Raw genomic sequence first — 21,540 nt, forward strand, 5'->3', positions numbered from 1 at the left:
ATTCTAACCTGAAGTGGCTTAAAAGAGTAATCTCTACCTTTGTAGATCAATAAAAAACTCCACATTGCCCTCTTTACCCTTGAGGCTTGATTCTTCTATCCGCACCACTTTTAAACCATAGCCTTGCGCTTTTCTTATAAAGTTTTCTAAACACTGCCTTGTAGCGTTTAAATCCATAACCACCCCTCTTTTATTGCGCTTAACAAAACGACCCACTTCAAATTGGGGTTTAAAAAGCAAGAGATAGCGCTGACTTAAGGGTAAGAGAGTTTTTAAAAGCAAATGCAAAGAAATAAAGCTCACATCACAGGTTAATAAATCATGGATTGTACTAGTTTTAAAATAGCGGATATCACACCTTTCATGTAATTCAATTTGTGGGTGGGTTTTAAGGCTTGGATCTAACTGATCTTTGCCCACATCTACACATATAACCCGCATCGCCCCTTTTTCTAAAAGCACTTGTGCAAACCCACCTGTACTAGAACCCACATCTAAAACAATTTTATGATAACAATCAATGGGGTATTTTTCCAGATAATGCCAAAGCTTTTGGCCTGCACGGCTAACAAAACGCTTAGGTATAAGGGTTAGATTTTGCTCTAAACTTTCTAATAGCGCTCCCTTAACCTCTAAACTAGGCTTACTAAGAATATAGCCATTAGTGCAAACCTTCCCCTCTAAAATCAGTTGCTTAGCCCATGTCCGGCTCTTAACCAGCCCTTTTTCAACCAGATATTGATCTAAACGCATTTAAACCTGATATTACACATTTGCTTAAACTCCTATCTAGGTGTTATAAAAAACCAGCTAGCATACAAAAAACTTGTTTTCATGTTATGATAACGCGATTAGATTACAAGGAGTTATTGTGAAAAAAATGGCATTAGGCGTCTTATTAGCATGTGGGCTAGTCCATGCAACTAGCATTGATACCACTAAGGTTAGCATGGGCTTTACAGCTTTTAAGACCGCCAAAAAGGTAGGGGTAAATGGGAGTTTTGATCATGTGGCCTATCGCTTTGGTAAGGACACTTCTAGCATCGCACACATGCTAGATAAGGCAAGCGCTACTATTGATGTTTCCCATGTCAATTTAAACGATCCAGTTAAAACTAAAAATGTTAAAGAGGCGTTTTTTGATCTATTCAAAGATAAAACTCTCAAAGTCATTTTTAGAAATGTGGTAGCAGGCGATGGACAGGGCAGTATTTTAGCTAGCGTGCGCATGAATGGTAAAAGTGTAAAAGTACCCATGAGTTATCACATTACAAATAAAGAACTTGTAGCTACTGGCGTACTAGATATTTTAGAATTTGGGTTACAAAATGAGTTTGCTAAATTAGCCGCGCAGTGCCATGCCCAGCATGAAAAACTCACATGGTCTCAAGTAGAGATCACTTTCAAAGCCGCTCTTAAAGAGTAATTACATGGCAAAAAAAGAGTTGGAACACCCGCTCTTACACAGTATCAACGATTTTAATGAAGCTAAACAGGTGATTGTGGGGGGGGTTAATTCGCCCGTGCGGGCTTTTAAAAGTGTAGGGGGAACTCCCCCCTTTATTTTTAAGGGCAAAGGCTATACCCTCTTTGATGTAGATGGAAACACTTATGTAGATTTTGTTCAAAGTTGGGGTCCTTTACTCTTTGGGCATGCTGATTCTGATATTGAGGCACAGGTAATCACCACTTTACAAAGAGGTTTAAGCTTTGGTGCGCCTACTGAGTTAGAAACCACTTTAGCTAAAAAAATCGTGTTGAGTTATGAGGGTGTGGAAAAGGTGCGCTTGGTCAGTAGTGGCACAGAAGCTACAATGAGTGCAATCCGCCTAGCTAGGGCCTTTAGCGGTAAAGATGATATTCTTAAATTTGATGGGTGTTATCACGGTCATAGTGATAGTTTATTAGTGAGCGCAGGCAGTGGCTGTGCTACTTTTGGCCATCCATCATCTTTGGGAGTACCAGAGGATTTTAGTAAACACACTTTAGTAGCCCGTTATAACGATATAGCCTCTCTTAAAGCTTGTTTTGAAGAAGGAGATATTGGCTGTGTCATCATTGAACCCATTGCGGGTAATATGGGGTTAGTGCCGGCTAAATTAGAGTTTTTACAAGAATTACAGCATCTTTGCCAAACTAAGGAAGCGGTACTAATCTTTGATGAGGTGATGAGTGGTTTTAGGGCATCTGCTAGCGGATCACAAAGTTATCACCACCTCGTGCCTGATTTAGTAACCTTTGGTAAGGTTATTGGGGGGGGCTTGCCTCTAGCTTGCTTTGGAGGGCGCGCAGAGATCATGGATATGCTAGCTCCTATCGGGGGGGTTTATCAGGCGGGTACGCTTAGTGGTAATCCAGTAGCCGTAGCAGCCGGTATTATGGCCTTAGAAAAAATCCAGCATGATCTTAAACTCTATTCTCGCTTAGAAACACTGGCCACACAATTTACTCAAGGGTTGAAAACAGCGGCGGCCTCTTGTGATTTAGCGTTACAGACTTGCGTAAGAGGGAGCATGTTTGGGTTTTTCTTCACGGATAAAGAGGTACAAAACTTTGAAGACGCCCAGCAATCAAATACCGCCCTATACGCTACATTCCATCAAAAGATGTTACAAAAAGGGGTGTATTTACCCGCCTCAGCCTTTGAAACTAGCTTTATTTGTACACCTATGGATTCTTCTATTTTGGAGGCATGTTTAAGCAGAGCTCAGGAGAGTTTTTATGAAATCGCCCATAAAGTCTGATCCTAAATTTAAGCCCGTTGTAGAGGGGGCAAATGCTTTAAGTTTAGGTATTTCTATTGTGGTTGCGCTTTTGCTAGGGGTTGGTATTGGCTATGGTCTTGTTAGGCTCACCAAAATCTCTTGGCTCTTTTGGTTAGGGGTTTTTTGGGGAGTGGGCGGGGCTATTTTAAATGTGTATAAAGCCTACAAACAAGCCAAAGCAGAGCTAGATAGTTTAGCCTCTGATCCAAAATACCAACACCATAAAGTCTAATGTGTTGCTTAAAATGTACTCTGCTACTTTTGCTTTATAATGCCTTACTGACAACTTTAATAGCCCTAAAATGGGGAATGAGTGGAGCTATTAATTTTGAGGCTAGTTTTTTAGGTTTTTTAGGCGTTTTACTAGCCGGCTATAGACAACTTGAAACTAGGTTAAAAAATAGAGCTGAAATCCCTCCCAAGTTTTCAGCCTTTATTTTGGGGTTAAAGACCTCCTTTGGGTTTTTAAAACTGGGAGCATATGCGCTATTTCTCTTTATTCTTTTCTATCTCTTACACATTCATGTTTTCATGCCTAAACCCTATTTTTTAGGACTGGGAGGTTGTTTGGTGGGGGTGTTGGTTTTACAAGCGTTGCGTGTTAAAAAATAAAGAACATGGACAAATACCAAATTGTGATAGAGAGAAACTCGTTTTATTTTTCAAATGCAAGAGTTGCAAGGAAGAAATTTTTGTAGAATTTATCCAAAGCCATGAACTTGGCTTAGAAGCCCTGTTAGTACTCAACGCCCTAGCCCATGAAAATCTCAAACGCATTCTCACAATAGCAAGGATTGTAAAGGATAGAGAATTATCTAAACTTTTGTTGCTAGAGGAATGGGAATATACAGAAAATGAGGGAGAGATTAAAGAGTGGGGTAATATCAAGATAAAAAATCTTATTAGAGATAATAAGGGTTTTGCTCGTGGGCTTATTAATTTATTTTTCAAAGGCTCTTCTAACCCCTTTCTAGCCAAAACCCTACCCTTATTTGAATTAAATAAACTCAATTTATTAAAAATAAATTTTGAACCCCACGCTATGCTAGATACTTTAATCCGCTACAGACAAAAAGGCTCTTATAGTGGCTCTATGGCTAATAACCCTGAAGTAGCGATTAAAGAAATTTTAAAAGCCTGTGAAATCTCTTTTGAAAGTGGGGATTTGCCTCTTTTAAGCGCGCACGAAGGACTTAAAAAGCGTACTATGGATTTTATTATCCCTAATAAAGAAAACCCACAAATTATTATTGAATCCTCATTTTTAAGCACCACAAGTAGCGGGCAAGGTGATAAAGCAAAAACAGAACTAGCAATCTCACATCTTATTAAAAAATATTATCCTAAGGCTAAGTTTGTAGGTTTTACAGATGGTATTGGATGGTATGTTAGAAAGCAAGATTTAAAACGCATGGTAGAGGCTTACCAAGAAGTTTTTACTTTTAGAGTAGATGAGCTAGAACGCTTTAAAGTATTTGTACAAGAGAATATTAAATAACTCATTTGCCTTTAAATCAAATTTTACATGGGGATTGTTTAGAATTATTTAAAGAAATTCCTAATAACAGCATTGATTGTATCTTTGCCGACCCCCCTTTTAATCTCAAGAAAAAATATAATTCCCATAAGGATAAATTGGAATGTTCAGAGTATTTACAGTGGTGTCAAGAATGGATTGGTGAATGCTTAAGAGTGCTTAAAAAGGGTGGCTGTCTTTTTTTGCATAATATCCCCAAATGGCTAACCTTTTACGCCTCTTTTCTTAATACGCGGGCTATTTTTAGGCACTGGATTAGCTGGGATGCGATGAGTGCGCCTATGGGTAAGACTTTACAACCCGCTCATTATGGTATTTTATTCTATTCTAAAGGAGAGCTAAAGGGGCGTTTTAAGGAAATCCGCTACCCACATAGAAGAGATAGGAAAGGCACACTCTTAAAAGACTATGGAGGCAAAAAGCAAATGCTACACCCCTTTGGACCGCTTTGTTCAGATGTGTGGAGCGATATTCATAGAATCCGCCATGCTAAAAAGAGAGATAAACACCCCTGCCAATTACCCCCGCATTTGCTAGAACGGCTTATATTGATGAGCATGGAAGAGGGTGAGGTGATCTTAGATCCTTTTTTGGGTACAGGCACTACAGCCATTGCTGCTAAGAGATTACAAAGAAACTTTATAGGCTTTGAAAAGGATTGGCAATATTGCCAAATAGCCCGCGAAAAAGTGGATACAGAAAAATTTATCTCTAAGTTAGGGAATGTTTATGTGAGTTTTTATCTCCATGAAGTGATCACGCTAAGAGAGTGTGATTGGCCAAGTAGTGCGCTTTTAACCTCTTGCGTGATATTGGCCACTCCCATTGGGGTAGTAACGCTATTTGGCAAGTTTTCAAGCGGCGGAAGATGTTTTCTTAGATAATCTAGTGTAAAACAGCCCACAGCATAAGCCGCATAAAAACGCATAAGCAAAAGCGGATTAGTGCCGCGGATTAGTGCCGGCCGGGATTTTTGGCACAACACTCAAATAATCCGGACGCATGTTGCGCCTTAAAATGATCGCGTTTTCTATCGTTAAAGGCTCTTGGAGTTGTATAACTAGTGGCCTACATGCAAATAAAAACGCATAGCTTAGCGTATATAAATCATCGGAAAAATCCGCATAAAAGCTATTGAATTCATCTTGCAATTGTTTCACCATTTTTTTGCGCTTCCATAGTTAATCCTGCATTATCTGAAGGAGCTAGCGCGGCCATTAATTGGTAGTTTGTAGCTTGAGAGATCAGAAAATACAACACATTTCTAACATCATCATTTGCGTTTGTTTCTTGGGTATAGATTTGGCCTAAACCTAACACAAAACTATAAAACACGGAGGCCATGCCGCCATCTTCGCCAAATATATACTTAGTATCAATCTTTCTAAATTGTACTAAATTTCATGGCATCATACATAACGGCTAAAGCGCTAACACTATCCATGCCGCGCATATAATCTTTAAAGGCTGTGGTAAAGGCCATGTTTTCTTGTTGGCTGTCCCAAACGATTCCATTAAAAGGCTCTATGTTTTCAAAATGCAAACCTAAAGGGGCTAAATCATCATTGGTAATATTTCTAGTAACAATCAACCTATTGATAAGATTTAGCCGCTCTTGTCTTTCTGAATCGCTTAAGCCGCTTTGAGTGGGCGCGTTTTGGGTTGTTTCAGGCGCGGTGCTTTGTGTAGGCGCTTTAGTTTGGCTATCCACTTGCGCGCTAGTGTTAGCCACTCCGCTAACTTCAGGGGCTGGCGTTTGTGTTGTTTGTGGATTAACAAACTTAATAAGCCGCCCCCGCATGGTATTAAGCCCACTAATACGATCATCTAGTTTCTGCAAAGCTTTAGAAATAGACATGTATTGTTTCTTCCTCTTTGCTATCTTTCTCTTTGTTTTCTTGCGCGCTTAGTAGCGCGGCTTCTAAATTCATGCTAGCTAAGGCGGCGTATTCTTTGGAGAGCTCCACCCCGATAAAATCTAGCCCAAGTTCAGCACATGCCACCCCAGTTGATCCACTCCCACAAAAACAATCTAACACTACCGGAGGCTCTTGTCCTTCATCTTTTGGCACTACCGCTAAAAGGTGTTTGAGTACTTCTAAGGGCTTTTGTGTGGGGTGTTGCTTTTTTTGTGGGGTGGATTTTGGCCTCAATGTAGCCGTAGTGGTATGTATTACATGAATAATGCGGATTTGAACGCGGATTGTTGCTATATTTACCTTTACTCCAAAGAATGCAACTTTTCAGCCACCTCTAAGCCTCAGAATAAAACTTGACACCAGTATAACACAAAAAATCCAAAATTTTGTCAAGCTATCTGTAACGGCAATTCTTATTAGTTCTAGTGATTGTTACGATAGTTCCAAATGATCTAAAGAGCAGTTCTGGTATAATTTTCTCGTAAGTTCCTACTATACTGCCACCTAGTTCCCTATCAACTCCAAGCTAGTTCCATAGATGCCCACTCAGTTCTTTTAGATTTTCTGGCAAGTTCTAAAATCTTTTTTATTAGTTCTTGGTTTAACCCTAGTTCCTAGAAGCTAAACAATGGGAGTTCTTGTATGGGTTAACGGCTAGTTCTTTTGGATTCACTTGGAGGACTTTTTGCGTCTTTGGAGGGAGAATTTCGCAGCGCTTTTTTGACAACAGAGCTCTAAAAAACTTTGAGGCAAGCACTCTAAAATTTTGCAAAATTTCACTTCTTTTCACGCTAAGTTTTCAAGCTCTTTATCCTGAAAATTTCACAACAGAGCTCTAAAATTTTCACAATGAAGCTCTAAAGATTTTCACAACAAATCTCTAAAAAATTTTTACAACAATCCCACACGCTAAACACCAAAAGCTTTTGCGCACAACACCTCAAAAACACTCCAAAAACACCTAGAGGGGCTAAAAACGCGTGAAAACCCCGCTGTGCAGGGCTTAAAACCACAAAGTGATCTACCACTTTGTGTTATCCTGCACGCTTAAAAATTTTGAAAAAATTTAAGCTAAAATTGAGCCAAAAGAGCAGGGAAAATAAAGGGAAGTTTTGGATAGCAAGATCAAGGACACACCCCTAGATTACAAGCCTAATTTAGACTGGATAGATGAGATAGTTAGACCCAAGAGGGCTAGGCCCAATACGGATACTTATGATGCCAAGCTCTTAATCCGTTTCAATGATTTTGTGCAAAAGGGTGCGCCTTCTGCATTTAAATATTATGAGGGCAAGACCCCCGTTGTCATCAAAAACATCGGACAGATGAAGTGCACGCATTTAAAAAATGCCTTAGTATATGCGCTCAAAAACACAGACAGCAAACTAGCCTACACCCAGTGGTTTGATCAAAGCAGATTGGAGGATATTTTAGAGGAGTGGACACCAGACTTTGATAGGCTCAAAGACTGCAATGAGGCGATGCATCTAATCTTTTCTCTCAAAGAAAAACCCGATGAGCTTGTGATGCATGGATTGCTCCACGCCACCTTTGAAACGCTTAGAACTTGTATGCCTGATTACAAGTTTGCCTTAGTGCCTCACTCTCACCAACAACACGCCCATGTTCATGTCTTTATCAACAAGACTAACCAAATCACTAGAAAGAGATTACGCTTTGCTACACGCACAGATTGTAAAGAGTTTTTCCACGACTTAAGAGAAGAATTTAGTTATCGTATCAATGCGTGGTTACAGACCCCTGAGCATCTCTATGTCAATCAACCTAGCCTAAAAGTCCTAGACAATCTAAAAGAGCGCTTGCGCGCCATTAGAGACGAGGAAAAACAAGCAGAAAAAGACTTGGCTAGCAAAGAAGAGCACCTCAATCACTACAATCAAGAACTCCTCAGCATTGGCTCGTCAGCCATTCATAAACGCATCAAGCACCTAGAGCAGCGCACTAAGTTTTATGAGGATAAGCTCTTGCGTGTCAGACAAATCTTAGCCAAACGCACTTGGGAAAAACCGGGTTGGTTTCCCCCCAGTCCAGCAGAACTAAAACGGCGCGCCACTCTCTCCAAAGGCTACAATGAGGCTAACAAAGAACACTTTGAGCCTTTAGATGCCCTAGATGTCCCCACACTCCAAGATTTAAAAGCCCACTTCACCCAAGCTTTAGAACAACACCAACACCACACCACCCACACTCAAGAGAGCTTGCAGGCTTGGCTAGACTACACTAATACGCTTTTTGAAAAACAAACCAGAGGCTTCACTCTCTTGCAAAAGAAACAAGCCATCTATGAGCAATACCAACGCCTAGACAAACGCTACTTAGATAAAAACACCCTTGTGTTTATCTCCCAACTCAAAAGTGAAATAGAAATGCAGCGCATTACACAAGAGAGAAACTTCATCAATCCTAACTTCTTAGACCACATCGCTCAAGCTCTAAACCACCAACAACCCACCCTCAAAAATCTCAAACACCACTTCTACAAACTCAAAACTTTAGCACACCTTGTGCCCCAGCTCAAAGAAGTTAATCCTAATCTGCAAGAGAGACAACTCTTCACTATCCAGAGCAACCAGCAAACCCTGCTCAATATTGCCAATGAAAGACTAGCTTTCTTGGTGCAACGCTTCAATGCTCTCCAACAAGAAAAAGAGGACTTGGATCGTGTTTGGAATGAGTGGGCACAACAGCTCAAACAAGCCACAACCCAACAAGAACAAGAAAATCTCTTGCTCCATCCAAACCATGTCCAGCTCAACCGCTCTCTAGAGCGCACCAGCAAGAATCTATTTTACACTGCTAGAGAGATTTTAAGTGCGAACCGCTTTGTGAATACCCACGCACAACACTTGCCCCTCATCTTGCAAGATGCCCAACAGCTCTTACAAAAGCTCAAGACAGAATCAAAAAAACTAGAGACTTTCAAAATCAATAGCACTTCTCAGCAAAATCTACAACAACATCCACAGGGACAAACACCGACCAACAGCACACCTAAACAGAGTGCTAAACCCAGCCAGTCAGATCAAGAGATAACTACCACACCAACCCCTCCAGAAAACCAACAGGCTGTGCAGATGGGGCAAATGATGGCACAGATGATGCAGATGTTGCAAGAGCAACAGAAAGTGATGCAAATGTTACAAGAACAAGACAAAACTATCCAGAAGATGGCTCAAGACATTACATGGCTCAAGCAGCAGCAAGCCCAAAAGCCCGCAGAGCTTGGATCAACACAGCAAGACCCAAAAGCACAGCCAACACCACAAACCCCACAACACCATGAGACCCTTACCAAGAAAAAAGGCAGGGGGCAGTAAAACCCTAGTTGTTCTTATTTAGAGCAATACAAGCAGGGCATCATTTAAACGCTCTAAGCTCTCCCTAGAGCCACACACAAGCAAAACCATAGAGATATACTAGCCACCTTTTTCAAAAGCGTTTAAAAAGCCTTGTAGAGCTTAAAGTTTGCTAATTAACTTGCCAATGCACCCCTTGGCACATATCGTGCCACACTCATAACATTTCTTGCAATTCCATAGTCTTTATTTAGAGAGATTAAGAGAGATTTTTGATTGGCAATAGCTCTTTGAAAAAATCTTTTGCTTGCATGCCATGTGAAAAACAAGCAATAGGTGGGAAAGAAGCTAAAGCTTCTTTCCCTTATTAATATTATATTTGGGCGGAAAAATTTTTCCGTTTTCTATTAGTAATCCCGCACTCAAGGGAGGTGTTTTTAGGCATTCTCATTTTCTCTTAAAGTTGCAGAGAGCTCTTCCTCTCTTAAAGTTGCATTCTTTTAACAACTCAATAAGGGAGATGAAAATGGCAAAAATAACAACCAATCCAGCTTTGCGCTTGAGTAGGACACAAAGAGAACTCTTTGAAAATATCAAGGCATTCTTACACCACAAAATCAAAAACTTTACACCGGTGCAAGCTTTAGAGGATGTGGCTAAGGTGCTCTGCTACCAAGAGGAGATTTTAAAATGCCAACATATCAGCGCATTAGAGAGTCTGTGCCATAAACTCTACAATCAAGGCATCAACCACATTTTGATGGTGCGCATCTTGTTCTTGTTTTTCACACATTTTAAAGCCCATATCAAGCTAAAGAACTTGAGAAGCCTCACAGAGGAGCAAGTGATTAGCTTTCTCTTTGAGCTAGCTCAGACTAGAAAACCTAGCTCTATGGCTAAGTATGTGATGTATCTACGCCAATTCTTTGACTATTTGGACAGAAAACGCGGATACAACTTTGACTTTCCTCTAAAAAACCTCGCCTTTGCACAAACAACACAAGCTCTACCCAAACACCTAAATGCCCAAGATTTAAAAGCCTTCATCCAAACCCTCTTAGAGTATCAACCCCACTCTAGCTATGAGAAACGCAACAAGTGTATCTTGTTGCTTGTGATACTAGGAGGTCTCAGAAAATCTGAAGTCTTCAATCTTGAGCTCAAAAATATCAAGCCTGAAGAGCAGAACTATTCTATTCTTGTGCTGGGCAAGAACAAGCAAGAGAGAAAAGCCTACATTAGAAAGTCCATCTTAGAACAAGCTTTGCACGCTTGGATGGATGATGCCAAAAGACTCCAACACTTCAATGGGGCGTTTCTTTTCAAGAAAGCCACATCATCCCAAAGGACTTGCCAACTTCAAAACTTCATCGCTAAGATTTTCAGATATTCTAATATCAAACACCCTGAACGCTATGGCACAGGCTTGCACCTCTTTAGGCATAGCTTTGCTACGCTGATCTACCAAGAGACACAGGATTTAGTCCTCACTAGCAGAGCTCTAGGGCATAACTCCCTACTTTCTACTAAAATCTACATCCACACCACCCAAGAGCACAACAAAAAGGTTGCCTGCGTGTTTGACACGCTTTTAAAATCTTAAGATGGGGGTGTATAATAAAAAGAAAGGAGAGTTAAGATGCTCAGAATGGCTTACAAACCTTTCCTTTCCCTTATTCTCTCTAGCACTCTTGTCTCTAATGCCTTAGCTGCTGGTATGCTCACCTATGATGCAGAGGCTAACGCTCACCTAGCCACTTCTAACAGCCAACAAACCACCATGATAGGCAAAATGGTAGATGGGCTTAGAAAATATGAGGAAATGATTTCTAAAGCTCAAGAGCAAATTGCCCAGTTAAACAGGGTTAATAACCTGATGAATAGGGCAAATGCTTTAATTAGTGGGAGTGCTATTACCATTGCTAACCCTATGAGATTGCTCGATCAATTCAAAAACCAGATAGCCAGCATCCAAGCTAACTATGAAGACCTGAAACAGGCGGTGCAAAATTTTGATATTAGAGATAAATTAAGAGACAAGTATTTAGAGAGAAAATGTCCATGGCTAGATGTGAGTAAGCTCACCCATAACAAAGTCCTAGACTTTCATAATCTGAGCGCAGCTATCTCTCAAGCTGGGAAACAAACAGCCCTGATCAAAGATGCACAAGCTCTTATCAAACAATTAAGTGAAAGCACTTATTCTAATTTGCAAGGCTTGGAGGGGGAATTGAGCGGGGCAGCTTTGGGGGCAATCCTATGTGAGCAATTAAACAGATATGAAGCTGAAGTTAATGAGCAAAACTATAGCATTGATGAAAGCCAAGCGATCATGCGCGGGGACTGGCAAGCAGTGAGAAAGGCTAGGTTTCAAAAAACCCTCGCACGCATCCAGCAAAAAATCAAAGAGGAAAACGCCCTCCAATTAAAAATCCAACCTTTAATGGCAAGATTAGATACACTCAGAGCAGAGTTAGGCGTAACCGATAAAAATGCCAATGACAATAGACAAAAAATCCAGTATTGCAAGGAAAATCCAGAAACCCACACCTGCGAGCCTATCTTGCTCACTAAAGACAAGCTTTCTAACGATTTAGATCAAGCCACTAAGGAGTTTCAAGAAGCCTTAGTTGGTGCTCAAGACAAGGATGCCCAATCTCAAGTTCTTGCAGACTATAACCAAAAAATCAGAACTCTCACTCTCCAGTATTTAAGAGAGATCACTAACCAGCTTTTGTTTTTGAATAAGACAATGGCGATGCAATCAAACCTCATGGCTTTTCTCACCCAACAAGATCGCACCACGCATGTTAGCGATAGCCTCAACACAAGCAAGATGGAAAATGCCAAGAGCAGGAGCTCTATATGTCAGAGCGTGCAATGCCCCGTGTTAGAAAAAGTCAACAGAGATGCCCAAGGGCGTATTGTGTGGCAATGGGGAAATTCTAGCTTCTAGCAGAGACTGGGTGCTAGTCAGGGAGACTAGGTGCTAGACCAGCATCCATCTGTGTCTTGCATTCTTTTGCTGTTGTCTTATCCAGTGGGGCATAGCTGTGATTTTTGGCAAGATTTCGGGCAAACACCCTATAACACCTGATGAGTTTTGTTTTATCTCCTTTGGGAGGTCCATCCCAGTTGGGTTCTCCATCAGTCTTTGGAGCAATGAATAACACGGGCTCTAGATCGCGGGTGATAAGAAATGAAGGAGGGTGCATTCTATATACGCTCATTCTAACATACGCCCTACAAGTTTTATCACCTTTGATGTAATCCTGCCCTTTTGCTAATCCATCCGCCATTTTTAAATAGCATTGAGACAGGGTCATAGCTATCTTTTCGTTTCGTTTGTTACTTTTTTGATTAGCCAAGCGATCTTTGTATAATGCCCTACCATGCTCAGCACTCTTGCACATACTCTCTTGCTCCTTGCTTAAGTTTTTTCCTTGTTGTAAGGCATCCATAGCTAGTTCATCACATTTTTTCAGTACACTTTCACGCTCCTCATCGTGGGTAGCATAGTATTCAGCACTCTTAAATGCCATTAGAGGAGAGATAAGACAAGAAGCCAGAGCCACAGAGCCTAAAACACATGAAAAAACCCATCGCATACCAAGATTTCCTTTTGTTTTTATTACAAGTCTTGATTGTAGCATATTTTCCACACTTAGTTATGAGAAGCGTCGTAACCTTGTTGTATAATACCCCTGTTCCCAAAAACATACACGAATATACATAATATGCTTTTGGGCATTTCGCTCTTCGTTAATAAATCATTGAGATGACTTTGCAACTGAAGTCTTGCGCACAGTAGCCAAGCGGTAGCTATCAGTCCGTCTTAGCAAAATAACTTTGACTTCTCTATGAGGTGTGAACCTAGAGATTTCTTTATCAAAATATCTAGCTAAGATGTTTCTAGCAGCATTATAATCAGCCTGCACCACTTCCCCGTTTTCACGATAAAAGCAATTGCCTTGCCTATAACCTAAAAGCAGGTTATGACAAAAGCTATCACATTGCGAAGTGTAGGCAGGATTGATAAGATGCAGTGTAGAACCTCTACACTTAGAAACAAATTCTAAAGCACTAGCAATAGTTCCCTTAACCCAAGAATTTAGCCTCCTATTAGTGTTTTTAGAAGTAGATTTTTTAGAAAAACTAGAAGTCAAATCCTCACAGACAATAGATTTAGCTTTATCTACAACTTGATGACAAGCCGTCCAAATCATCGTTTTTAGTTTAGATTTCTGTCTAGAATAATGCTTATTAAGTTTCTTTCTACCCAGATTATTTTTTAGAATAGAGCTAGCTTTAGACTTTTTACCTAGTTTCTGGTATTTTCTAGCAAGGGATAATAACTTTTGCCGTCTCTGGTTTTTAGTTTTTAGAAAATCGCTTTCTTGAGTGAGGAATTTGCCTAGACCTTTTCCATAAAAACAGCCCTCGCTGTCTACAAAAACTTCAGAATATCCCTTATCAAGACCTAAAGTTTTATCGCCACAATCCGCTTTAGATTCTTTTTCATAAGAGTGGTGAATTTCTAAGATGTCATTTCTAATAATAAGTCGTAAAGTTCCACTAGGAGCAAATTGCCTAGTCGTATTAAGAGGGATTTTAATCCGCTTGCCTTTTATCAAAGAAGGGATAGACAACCAGCTTTGAGAATTTAATTCAAAAACAGAATAATCATCGCTCCGCACAATGATTTGGTTATAGACTTTATTTTTTCCGTGTTTGAAAGCTTTTCGCATACACCGATGGAGAAAAGAATCAGAAAGCCAAGTGTCTTTTTTAAGTTTGATAAAAGCTTCTTTTCTTTCCTTATCTGTTTTGTAGTGGTTAAATATAGCTCTATGGATACTTTTTTTAGCAGCTTCTTTATAGAGGTTAATGGTGTTAAAGCAATCCCGCAGAGTTTCTTTCCAAGGAGTGGCTAGAACTTTGAAATCCCGTTTTTGAGAGATCCATAAGTCCCTAATAGCTCTATCTGTTATCCCTAGACCTTTGAGTGCGCCGTATTCTTGCCAGATCATAGAGCGCACAACTCCTAGTCTTTTAGCTTGTAATTTAAGCTGTTCTAGCTTCCCTTTATTGAGAAATTTGGCGTATAGAACTCTAGTAGCTAGCATTATTCAGACTCTAAAACAGCAGTCTTAATTACTTTTTTATATTTCCTCAGACCATAGAGTCTAGAAGAAAAGCAATGGATAATAGATAACAGATCTTGAGTCATTTCCTCATGAGGGGATAAAGAAACTTGGTTCATCACGATAATCTCGCAACCATGCTTTCTAGCAAAAGATTCAAAGAATTCAAAGCCAAAACGCACCAGTCTATCTTTATGCGCAATAATAACTTTAGAAATCTGTCCTAGTTCTATTTGGTCTAAAATGAGAATAAAATTTTTTCGTCTATAGTTTAGCCCACTCCCTATATCAGAATGCCATTCAGAAACAGAAAAACCTTTAGAACGGCAAAAAACTTCTAAAGCTTTTATTTGGTTTTCTAAATCCCCTTTTTGAGAAGCACCAGAAACCCTAGTATAAACAACGAACATCCACTACCTTGTCTTTGAAGACGCCCTAAAGACCATGCCCCATCTCATTCCTAAGCCCATTGGGGCTTTTAGAAGCAATGAAGCTAGAATTGTCGGCTCTAGTGTGAAGATCACTCTACCCCATCTCATTTCTCAAGAATTAGAGAATCTGCTTTTCAAATACCCTAGCAATAATCTAAACCTAGAACAGATCGCTCTCTTCCATGCACGCTTTGAACAAATCCACCCCTTTAGCGATGGCAATGGAAGAACAGGGCGACTTATCATGGCATACCAAACTATCCAAAACGATCTCATCCCTCCACTTATCCTCAAGGAGCAAAGGACAGAATATTTAAACCTTTTAGAAAAATGCCAAGTGCAAGACAATTCAAAAGAGTTTGCGCATTTTCTACAACTTTGCCAACAACAAAGTTTAGAGTTGATTAGAAAAACTCAAGAAATATCCTCAGAAAACCAAATGAACTCTAAGCATAGGCGTGGTAGGAGGTAATTGTCCCTACTCTTACTAGTTGCTCATTGTGAAATATTTCTTTCAGTCGTGTTTTCACCACCCTTAGCATTGCCAGCACTCACACTATGACTTACAGATTCAGGATGGCTACTTTGTCCCACATTGAAAGCACTTTTGATACTCTGCACACCAAACTTAACCCCAGAACTTAGCGCCTCTTTGTCTGTTAGAGCACTCAAGCCCCCTGTTGCTCCCATTGTAGCTAGAGCCCCTAGACCTGCTCTTAAGCCTGCTACTCCCCCTCCAGCACTCTGGTAAGCTTGGCTCATTTTATTAGCTGCCATCACCATAGAACCCCCCACAATCACACCTCCAGCTGTCATGCTTATCTTTTGCATCATTTCAGTGATAGCCCCCACACCTCCGCTTGTACCAAAAATATTGTTGATAAAGTCTGGGATGCGTTTGACAAGATAGAAACAAATCATAGAAGCCAAAATAATGATAATGAAGTAGCCTATGATGTCTAAAAATTCTCCCATATCCTTGTTTTGCTGTTGGAGTAATTGATTAGCCCCATTAAATGCTCCAGCCTCTAGCTCATTTCTTGTAGGAATTCTTATCGTGATGAAGTTTAAAACCTGCAAATTGAAAAATGCCACTAAAGTCATACAAGGCTGGTAGAAGGTCAAAGACACTAATTTTTTCAAATAGCTAAACAACATTCCTTTAGTTTGGGGGAATAATGCTAGGGGCAAGACCACAATGCCCAAAGCTAGCCAAATAGCCATTTCCACGGAAACTAATAACACAATAATAAGCACCAGTCCTAAAAACAAGATTTGTGCCACAACCAATAACAAAAACACGATTAGTTGTGGAAAAACTTGAAAAAATAGCTTGAAACCTAAATCATGAAATACAGAATCATAGAGGTGTGTAATAGTGTAATAGGTGCTATCCACCAATGTTCCTAAAGATTTATCTAGGGATGCGGAGGGAGTATAATTTTTTAAAGCTACGATGTTTTTGTTGATAGCAACACTAACCACATTGCTCAAGGCATTGGCAGGTGCAGTAATGATCTCTCTTGTCTTTGTCATAAATTCTATAGGCTGTTCTATCGCCCAGTTCAACACTCCCATGAACACAAAAAAAACTAATACACCCATCAAGGTTTTCAGTTGGAAAATATCGCCCTCTTTAAGCCGCCGATATGCCCACCACATAAACAAAAAGGAGATGATAATGTTCAAACTCAGTTGGACATGGAAAAAGTCTGTCATAGATTTTGCTAAATCACCCGTTAGCTTTTGTGAGGGTGAGACAAAGAAAGATAAAATGGTGTCGTATATGCTTAAATTCTTATCTATGCTATTTTCCATGCCATCTCTTTTTGAATTTTGATTCTACCTGTGTGCGCGCCTTTTCTAATCTGTTTGTAGTGCTGGTATTAAAATCTTTGATTGTGGCAATATTTTCTAATTTCTCTAAAATCTCTCTCTTGCTCTTGGTATAGACATAGGGGCTTTCTAACTGCTCAAGTCCCCTAGAAACATACCCATACACACTACTGGCGTTTGCACTTGTTTCCCCTATAATCTGGCTTAGTCTGAGATCATCGTTGCAATCTTTGGCAAAGGGGGTGTAGATTTCTGGTAATTGATTGGTAAGATTGAATAGTATCTCCTCTAACACCTGTGTGTAGCGTTGCCCCTGCTCATCATTATCACAAGCTAAAATGATATTGACAGATAAATCAGGGGGATTAACTACACTAGGAGGGGTGAATACTTGTCTAGGAACTTTCTTCTCAAAGAGATTTTGAGAGACTTGCTGTTTGAAGGGCTCTATGTCTAATATCTTGCCTTTCACAAACACAGACTCGGCACTCTCAGGGCTCTTATAATACGCCCTTCCCCTATCCACTAAGACTTTCTTGTCTACATAGGCATATAAGCCCAAAGTCTTAGCCACCAAGCTATTTAATCCCACAAAGCTTTCTGTATCTAAACAGCCTAAAGACTGCGCTGTGGGGATGAGGATACGATACCTATCAGCGATGTGTCCGTTCTTTTCTATCTGATGGCTCTTAGAGGGCATCACCAAGCTTTCAATGCCCTGTTTTTCTAGTAAATCTTGCGCTTGTTTGAGAGGGAGTTGGGGATTATACTTGTCATTATCAATATCATAGATTAACAGATTGGTAAAACTCTTAGCATTAGTAGCGTTGCGATAACCCTTCTCAAACACTGCACTAGAATAAGGGAAAGATTTTATAGCTTGTGCTAACTCTGCTAGAGTATTCACACTCTGTTCTTGCCAACCTTGCACGGGTATATCTTTAGGATTGTGCTTGTCTGCGTATTTGGGTCTTGAAAAAGTAATCTTTAAAGTCTTGCTTATGCTAGGTTGCGTGTCTTTAGGCTTTTGGGCTTGCTCTTTTTCATAACGCTTCCACTGCTTATAGGCTTGCACATCTTGCACATACTGCTGATAGGCTTGATTCTTGTCTTGTTCTATGTCTTTGAAAAGCTGTTTGAAAAAAGCCTCTATCTTCTCTAAGGCAAATTGCCCTGCACTGCCTAGTAATAGAGTTGTATCAGGGCTCAAACCTTTCATCTGCAAATAAGCCATACTATCCAAGATACTCTCTGTCATCACAATAGACTTCACAGCTCTCAAGCCTTCACTAGGCACAAGCATTTGCACGCCCTTAGAGCCCTCACAAAGCTCTTTTAAGGGCTTTTCTCTGGGTGAGCCATCTATATGGGTGTTGAGTGGCTGATTCAAGCGTTTGCTAATAGCGCTCAATACAAGTCTTTGATTTTCACAAAGATAATTAGGCACACAGAGATTATTATATTTATCAGCCCTCAAAGAGTGCTGGTAGCTTTTAAAGAGTGCGTCTTGAATACCTCTTTGTAAAAGTAGTGGGCTCTTGTCTAAATCATAGAGGGGTAGAGATTGAAAGACTTCTTTAACGCTTTTGTGTTCTTGTTGGCTAGTTTGAGCGATTGTAGGGGTCTTGGGTCTGTAGTGTGCCTCTCTCTTAATCAAATCCTCTAATCTTAACCCGCGTTTTTGGCAAAAGTTAATGATATTGCCCTTATCACTTTTATCCTCCGTGTTGAAGTAGTAGTAACTCCCGGCGCTGTTTTTGATGACAAGCTTGCCTTTTTCATTAGGGTGCTTGAGCACAGGGTTGTTTAGGCTGCTTTTTCCTTTATCTAGCACATAACCAAAATCTTGCAAAATGCTATCTAAGGGCAGATAAATCGCATCTTTGATATAAGCCATTAACGTCTTCTGCCTCTAGGTTTTGCTGGAGCATCTAGCCAAGGTTTTGGAACTTCTTGCTGGGCTGTTTGCGCATTGGATACTTGTGCATCTTGTGTCTGCGTCTCTAACCAAGGCTTGCTAGAGTTTTGGGATTCTATCCACGGCTCAGGTATGCGTGTAGGTGTGTTGTTTGCCACTGGTTGGGCTTGAGTATTGGTCTGTGCTTGTTGGTCTAGTTCATCTGAAGTGGTGTAACTATTTGTTGTAGCAGACCCTAGATGAACACTGGGCTTTTGTTCTACCTCCTGCTGGGCTGTGCTGTTTAGAGTAGGGGTTGTTTGTGCTTGGTTGTTGGTTTGAACTTGGTTTGGGTATCTGTCTATGCTTAGCGGTGTGCTATCTAGGCTTTGCTCTGGGGTGGTTTCTCTTATTTGAACGGCTTCTTGCTGGCTAGTTTCTCTGCTCCTTTGCATTTTTGCTAAATATTGATGCATCGCACCAGCAACTTTACCATCCATAGGCTCTAAGCTTGCTTGGCATTGTTGCACATAGCTTTGGATGGTGGTGTAGTGTTCTGCCTCCAAGGGGTATCCTAACACGGCTTTAACACTCAGTTGCAAGCCTCTATCTTGCATGTGCTTATTGCCATGAGCCTGCTCTAAAGCGTCATTAATGAGATTGCGGTGTTCTTGGGTGAGCTTGCTGGGTTGCTTTTGAGAGAGCACCAATAGGACTTTGAGCTCTGCCTCTGTCATGTGGGATTTGGCATAGTTTAAAAAGCTCTCTTTAAAATCGGACTTGGTCTTGATGCGCTTTTGCTGCACATCCAACTCTACTTGCTTGAAGTAGCTGTGTAGTTTGGCATATTTGTTTTCTATGTCTGTGGCTTGTGGTGGAGTCTGTTTGGGCTCTGGGGTCTCTGATGTTTTATTCGTTATCTCTAGGCCTTGTTCTGAATTGTTGAATAGCTCTGACTGGCTCTCTTGGTTTTGCTCTGTTGGGTTTTTGGCTTTAGCAGTGTCTAACTCTTGCTCTAATCTGTTTGGTTGTTCTGTTACTATCTCTTGGATTTCATCTTTAAAAATTGAAATGCTTTGTAGGAGCTCTTGTTCTTCTAAGCTCTCTTGGAGTTGTGGGATTTTGAGCTGTGCAATCTCTTGAGCTATCTTGTGGATTATTTGTTGTTGCTCTTGGAGCCCTTGGAACAACGGCGTCAATTGTTGGGCCTCTTGTTGCTCTATCTGCCTAGTAGCGCTCTTACTACGCTCTGATAACTCTGGCTTTATCTGGGCTTGCTCTAAAGTATTGTCTAAAGTGTGTTGCATCTCTTCTTTGAGAGTGTCTATATAATCACTAACTGCCAAGATGTCTTGTTGATCTGCTACACTTCTAGCAGTACTCACAGCCTGCATTTCTTGTTTTAAGAGTGTAAAAAAATGTTCTGAATCACGGGGTTTAGCTTGTTGCACTTCCTGCAAGAAAGCACGCATAAAAGCCTCCCTCCCATCACTGCGCCAAGAGCGCCACGCTTTCAAAAAGCCATTGAGGAAGTTATCCATCAACGACCCCTCCCCTTAGAGGGTGTTGCAAAGTGCACTGCCTCTAGGGCATTGTTTTGGGTGTGCTGTTGCTGCTTGAGCCATGTAATGTCTTGAGCCATCTTCTGGATGGTTTTGTCTTGTTCTTGTAACATTTGCATCACTTTCTGTTGCTCTTGCAACATCTGCATCATCTGTGCCATCATTTGCCCCATCTGCACAGCCTGTTGGTTTTCCATAGCGGTTGGTGCTTGTGGCATCGCCATTTCTGGATTGTATGGGTTTGTCTGGTTGTTGTTTGAGGGGGCTTGATGGTATGGTTGGTTAGACTGATTTGCATAGCGTGGCACATTGCTTTGAGTGGACTGGCTTGGCTTAGGTGTGTTTGCCCCTGTATGCCTTTGTGAGGGCTGTTGCGCATTTCTGGCGTATTGCTGGTTGTGTTGGTTATACTGGCTTGCATAGTCTAACACTCTTTGGTATTGTGGTGTTGTGAGTTTAGCAGAGAGATCGTGGATGACTAGATTCTTGTTTTCTACAGAAAAGTATTGTCCAACATACATGGGTTTGAGGCTCTTAGAATCTAAGGGTTTTAGGCGTGTTTGATCAAGGCTCTTAAAGCATTCTATATTGTAGAGGTGCTTGATCTCTAATCTAGGGGGGATTTCTACGCGCACTTTTTCCATCTCAAACAAGTATGTGCCATATCTGTCATGGAGTTGGTTGCCATTGGCATCTAGTAAGGGAATGGGGTTGTCAAAAGCATCTTTCTTAGGGACACTTTGTATTTCATGGGTCTTAATATAGCTAATGCTCGCCTTTTTGATTGAGCCTTGAGGGTTTTGGCTAGACTCTGTGTTGTTGTGGATAAACTCTAACTCTCTAGCATCTGCTCCTAAGTGTTGGGCTTCCTCAAGACTAATCCACGCATTGCTAGTATAATTGCCCTCTTGCTGTTTAGCATCTAAAATCAAGGCGTTCAAGCCACTATAAGCACTACCTGAATAGGTGTTATAGGCTCTGTTATTGGGCTTGAAGGTTAAGCCTTGCTCAAGAGCCAAATTAATCTCATTAGCTAGAAAATCTCTAAACATCGCCTTTTGTTCGGCTACACTCATTGCTTCCCAAGATTTGCTCATTTTTTCTCTCCCTTATTTTTAGTATTTGTGATTTG

Annotated in this window: 21 protein-coding genes and 1 pseudogene; 10 read left to right on the forward strand and 12 right to left on the reverse strand. The window is 40.6% G+C overall.

Annotation, left to right across the window (positions count from 1 at the left end; genetic code table 11):
• Nucleotides 1-33: 33 nt before the first annotated feature.
• A complete protein-coding gene (gene tlyA / locus G6Q06_RS06260; RefSeq protein WP_163564562.1) occupies nucleotides 34-753 on the reverse strand; it encodes a 23S rRNA (cytidine-2'-O)-methyltransferase TlyA in 720 nt (239 codons plus the stop codon).
• Nucleotides 754-871: 118 nt separating this feature from the next.
• On the opposite strand from tlyA, the gene G6Q06_RS06265 reads away from it, so the two are divergent.
• The 6 genes from G6Q06_RS06265 (at nucleotide 872) to G6Q06_RS06290 (ending at nucleotide 5,186) form a co-directional block, all read left to right on the forward strand.
• On the forward strand, nucleotides 872-1,426 hold the full coding sequence (locus tag G6Q06_RS06265) for a YceI family protein (RefSeq protein WP_205435958.1): 555 nt from the start codon (nucleotides 872-874) through the stop codon (nucleotides 1,424-1,426).
• Nucleotides 1,427-1,430: 4 nt separating this feature from the next.
• On the forward strand, nucleotides 1,431-2,744 hold the full coding sequence (gene hemL / locus G6Q06_RS06270) for a glutamate-1-semialdehyde 2,1-aminomutase (protein WP_205435961.1): 1,314 nt from the start codon (nucleotides 1,431-1,433) through the stop codon (nucleotides 2,742-2,744).
• Complete coding sequence (locus G6Q06_RS06275) at nucleotides 2,722-2,997, forward strand: AtpZ/AtpI family protein (protein ID WP_163533243.1); 276 nt, start codon at nucleotides 2,722-2,724, stop codon at nucleotides 2,995-2,997. Before hemL ends, G6Q06_RS06275 begins: the two co-directional genes overlap by 23 nt.
• 77 nt (nucleotides 2,998-3,074) lie before the next feature.
• Entirely contained in the window at nucleotides 3,075-3,377 is a 303-nt protein-coding gene (locus tag G6Q06_RS06280; RefSeq protein ID WP_240329299.1) for a hypothetical protein, read from the forward strand.
• Nucleotides 3,364-4,263: a DpnII family type II restriction endonuclease gene (locus G6Q06_RS08430; protein WP_205435963.1), complete on the forward strand. Its 900-nt coding sequence runs from the start codon at nucleotides 3,364-3,366 to the stop codon at nucleotides 4,261-4,263. Before G6Q06_RS06280 ends, G6Q06_RS08430 begins: the two co-directional genes overlap by 14 nt.
• A gap of 5 nt (nucleotides 4,264-4,268) precedes the next feature.
• Entirely contained in the window at nucleotides 4,269-5,186 is a 918-nt protein-coding gene (locus tag G6Q06_RS06290; RefSeq protein ID WP_205435969.1) for a DNA-methyltransferase, read from the forward strand.
• A gap of 57 nt (nucleotides 5,187-5,243) precedes the next feature.
• Here G6Q06_RS06290 and G6Q06_RS06295 read toward each other — a convergent pair whose 3' ends face one another.
• From G6Q06_RS06295 to G6Q06_RS06310, 4 genes are read right to left on the reverse strand one after another with little or no spacing between them, the layout of a single operon-like run.
• Nucleotides 5,244-5,453 (reverse strand): hypothetical protein, encoded by a 210-nt coding sequence (locus G6Q06_RS06295; RefSeq protein ID WP_163566056.1) that lies wholly within the window; start codon nucleotides 5,451-5,453, stop codon nucleotides 5,244-5,246.
• Nucleotides 5,443-5,646 (reverse strand): hypothetical protein, encoded by a 204-nt coding sequence (locus tag G6Q06_RS06300; RefSeq protein WP_163566057.1) that lies wholly within the window; start codon nucleotides 5,644-5,646, stop codon nucleotides 5,443-5,445. Before G6Q06_RS06300 ends, G6Q06_RS06295 begins: the two co-directional genes overlap by 11 nt.
• A gap of 40 nt (nucleotides 5,647-5,686) precedes the next feature.
• Entirely contained in the window at nucleotides 5,687-6,160 is a 474-nt protein-coding gene (locus G6Q06_RS06305; RefSeq protein WP_163533238.1) for a hypothetical protein, read from the reverse strand.
• Nucleotides 6,147-6,455 carry a site-specific DNA-methyltransferase gene (locus G6Q06_RS06310; protein WP_240328661.1) on the reverse strand — a complete coding sequence of 103 codons (309 nt, stop codon included), beginning with the start codon at nucleotides 6,453-6,455 and terminating at the stop codon, nucleotides 6,147-6,149. Before G6Q06_RS06310 ends, G6Q06_RS06305 begins: the two co-directional genes overlap by 14 nt.
• An 878-nt stretch (nucleotides 6,456-7,333) precedes the next feature.
• Between G6Q06_RS06310 and G6Q06_RS06315 the strand changes: the two genes are divergently transcribed.
• The 3 genes from G6Q06_RS06315 to G6Q06_RS06325 all read left to right on the forward strand — a co-directional run bounded on the left by G6Q06_RS06315 (nucleotide 7,334) and on the right by G6Q06_RS06325 (nucleotide 12,494).
• A complete protein-coding gene (locus G6Q06_RS06315; protein ID WP_163566058.1) occupies nucleotides 7,334-9,559 on the forward strand; it encodes a hypothetical protein in 2,226 nt (741 codons plus the stop codon).
• A gap of 505 nt (nucleotides 9,560-10,064) precedes the next feature.
• On the forward strand, nucleotides 10,065-11,141 hold the full coding sequence (locus G6Q06_RS06320; protein ID WP_205435973.1) for a tyrosine-type recombinase/integrase: 1,077 nt from the start codon (nucleotides 10,065-10,067) through the stop codon (nucleotides 11,139-11,141).
• Nucleotides 11,142-11,177: 36 nt separating this feature from the next.
• Nucleotides 11,178-12,494 carry a hypothetical protein gene (locus G6Q06_RS06325; RefSeq protein ID WP_163566060.1) on the forward strand — a complete coding sequence of 439 codons (1,317 nt, stop codon included), beginning with the start codon at nucleotides 11,178-11,180 and terminating at the stop codon, nucleotides 12,492-12,494.
• Between the two features lie 13 nt (nucleotides 12,495-12,507).
• Here G6Q06_RS06325 and G6Q06_RS06330 read toward each other — a convergent pair whose 3' ends face one another.
• The 3 genes and pseudogenes from G6Q06_RS06330 to G6Q06_RS06340 form a co-directional block, all read right to left on the reverse strand.
• The gene (locus tag G6Q06_RS06330; RefSeq protein WP_163566061.1) at nucleotides 12,508-13,146 is read right to left on the reverse strand and encodes a hypothetical protein; all 639 of its coding nucleotides are present in this window, start codon (nucleotides 13,144-13,146) and stop codon (nucleotides 12,508-12,510) included.
• 162 nt (nucleotides 13,147-13,308) lie between these two features.
• Nucleotides 13,309-14,664: a transposase gene (locus G6Q06_RS06335; RefSeq protein WP_163566062.1), complete on the reverse strand. Its 1,356-nt coding sequence runs from the start codon at nucleotides 14,662-14,664 to the stop codon at nucleotides 13,309-13,311.
• A pseudogene (locus G6Q06_RS06340) lies at nucleotides 14,664-15,086 on the reverse strand (IS607 family transposase); the annotation flags it as partial. The pseudogene G6Q06_RS06340 and the gene G6Q06_RS06335, both read right to left, overlap by 1 nt.
• Nucleotides 15,087-15,126: 40 nt before the next feature.
• Between G6Q06_RS06340 and G6Q06_RS06345 the strand changes: the two are divergent.
• Nucleotides 15,127-15,585: a Fic family protein gene (locus tag G6Q06_RS06345; protein WP_163566063.1), complete on the forward strand. Its 459-nt coding sequence runs from the start codon at nucleotides 15,127-15,129 to the stop codon at nucleotides 15,583-15,585.
• Between the two features lie 23 nt (nucleotides 15,586-15,608).
• On the opposite strand, the gene G6Q06_RS06350 is transcribed toward G6Q06_RS06345, so the two are convergent.
• From G6Q06_RS06350 to G6Q06_RS06365, 4 genes are read right to left on the reverse strand one after another with little or no spacing between them, the layout of a single operon-like run.
• Nucleotides 15,609-16,931, reverse strand: a complete 1,323-nt coding sequence (locus tag G6Q06_RS06350) for a type IV secretion system protein (protein ID WP_163566064.1) — start codon at nucleotides 16,929-16,931, stop codon at nucleotides 15,609-15,611.
• The gene (locus G6Q06_RS06355; RefSeq protein WP_205435974.1) at nucleotides 16,921-18,846 is read right to left on the reverse strand and encodes a hypothetical protein; all 1,926 of its coding nucleotides are present in this window, start codon (nucleotides 18,844-18,846) and stop codon (nucleotides 16,921-16,923) included. The genes G6Q06_RS06350 and G6Q06_RS06355 overlap by 11 nt, the downstream gene beginning before the upstream one ends.
• Nucleotides 18,846-20,387 (reverse strand): hypothetical protein, encoded by a 1,542-nt coding sequence (locus G6Q06_RS06360; RefSeq protein WP_163566065.1) that lies wholly within the window; start codon nucleotides 20,385-20,387, stop codon nucleotides 18,846-18,848. Before G6Q06_RS06360 ends, G6Q06_RS06355 begins: the two co-directional genes overlap by 1 nt.
• Entirely contained in the window at nucleotides 20,387-21,505 is a 1,119-nt protein-coding gene (locus G6Q06_RS06365; protein ID WP_163566066.1) for an ArdC family protein, read from the reverse strand. The genes G6Q06_RS06360 and G6Q06_RS06365 overlap by 1 nt, the downstream gene beginning before the upstream one ends.
• Between the last annotated feature and the right edge of the window lie 35 nt (nucleotides 21,506-21,540).

Source organism: Helicobacter suis, assembly GCF_902196135.1.
Taxonomy (GTDB): Bacteria; Campylobacterota; Campylobacteria; order Campylobacterales; family Helicobacteraceae; genus Helicobacter; species Helicobacter suis_A.

What these genes read in the sequence shown, in the direction of transcription:
- tlyA (WP_163564562.1), bottom strand. Translation starts at nt 753, where the DNA reads ATGCGTTTAGATCAATATCTGGTTGAAAAAGGGCTGGTTAAGAGCCGG.
- hemL (WP_205435961.1), top strand. Translation starts at nt 1,431, where the DNA reads ATGGCAAAAAAAGAGTTGGAACACCCGCTCTTACACAGTATCAACGAT.
- G6Q06_RS06275 (WP_163533243.1), top strand. Translation starts at nt 2,722, where the DNA reads ATGAAATCGCCCATAAAGTCTGATCCTAAATTTAAGCCCGTTGTAGAG.
- G6Q06_RS06280 (WP_240329299.1), top strand. Translation starts at nt 3,075, where the DNA reads ATGAGTGGAGCTATTAATTTTGAGGCTAGTTTTTTAGGTTTTTTAGGC.
- G6Q06_RS06300 (WP_163566057.1), bottom strand. Translation starts at nt 5,646, where the DNA reads ATGGCCTCCGTGTTTTATAGTTTTGTGTTAGGTTTAGGCCAAATCTAT.
- G6Q06_RS06305 (WP_163533238.1), bottom strand. Translation starts at nt 6,160, where the DNA reads ATGTCTATTTCTAAAGCTTTGCAGAAACTAGATGATCGTATTAGTGGG.
- G6Q06_RS06320 (WP_205435973.1), top strand. Translation starts at nt 10,065, where the DNA reads ATGGCAAAAATAACAACCAATCCAGCTTTGCGCTTGAGTAGGACACAA.
- G6Q06_RS06325 (WP_163566060.1), top strand. Translation starts at nt 11,178, where the DNA reads ATGCTCAGAATGGCTTACAAACCTTTCCTTTCCCTTATTCTCTCTAGC.
- G6Q06_RS06330 (WP_163566061.1), bottom strand. Translation starts at nt 13,146, where the DNA reads ATGCGATGGGTTTTTTCATGTGTTTTAGGCTCTGTGGCTCTGGCTTCT.
- G6Q06_RS06335 (WP_163566062.1), bottom strand. Translation starts at nt 14,664, where the DNA reads ATGCTAGCTACTAGAGTTCTATACGCCAAATTTCTCAATAAAGGGAAG.
- G6Q06_RS06345 (WP_163566063.1), top strand. Translation starts at nt 15,127, where the DNA reads ATGCCCCATCTCATTCCTAAGCCCATTGGGGCTTTTAGAAGCAATGAA.
- G6Q06_RS06350 (WP_163566064.1), bottom strand. Translation starts at nt 16,931, where the DNA reads ATGGAAAATAGCATAGATAAGAATTTAAGCATATACGACACCATTTTA.
- G6Q06_RS06355 (WP_205435974.1), bottom strand. Translation starts at nt 18,846, where the DNA reads ATGGCTTATATCAAAGATGCGATTTATCTGCCCTTAGATAGCATTTTG.
- G6Q06_RS06360 (WP_163566065.1), bottom strand. Translation starts at nt 20,387, where the DNA reads ATGGATAACTTCCTCAATGGCTTTTTGAAAGCGTGGCGCTCTTGGCGC.
- G6Q06_RS06365 (WP_163566066.1), bottom strand. Translation starts at nt 21,505, where the DNA reads ATGAGCAAATCTTGGGAAGCAATGAGTGTAGCCGAACAAAAGGCGATG.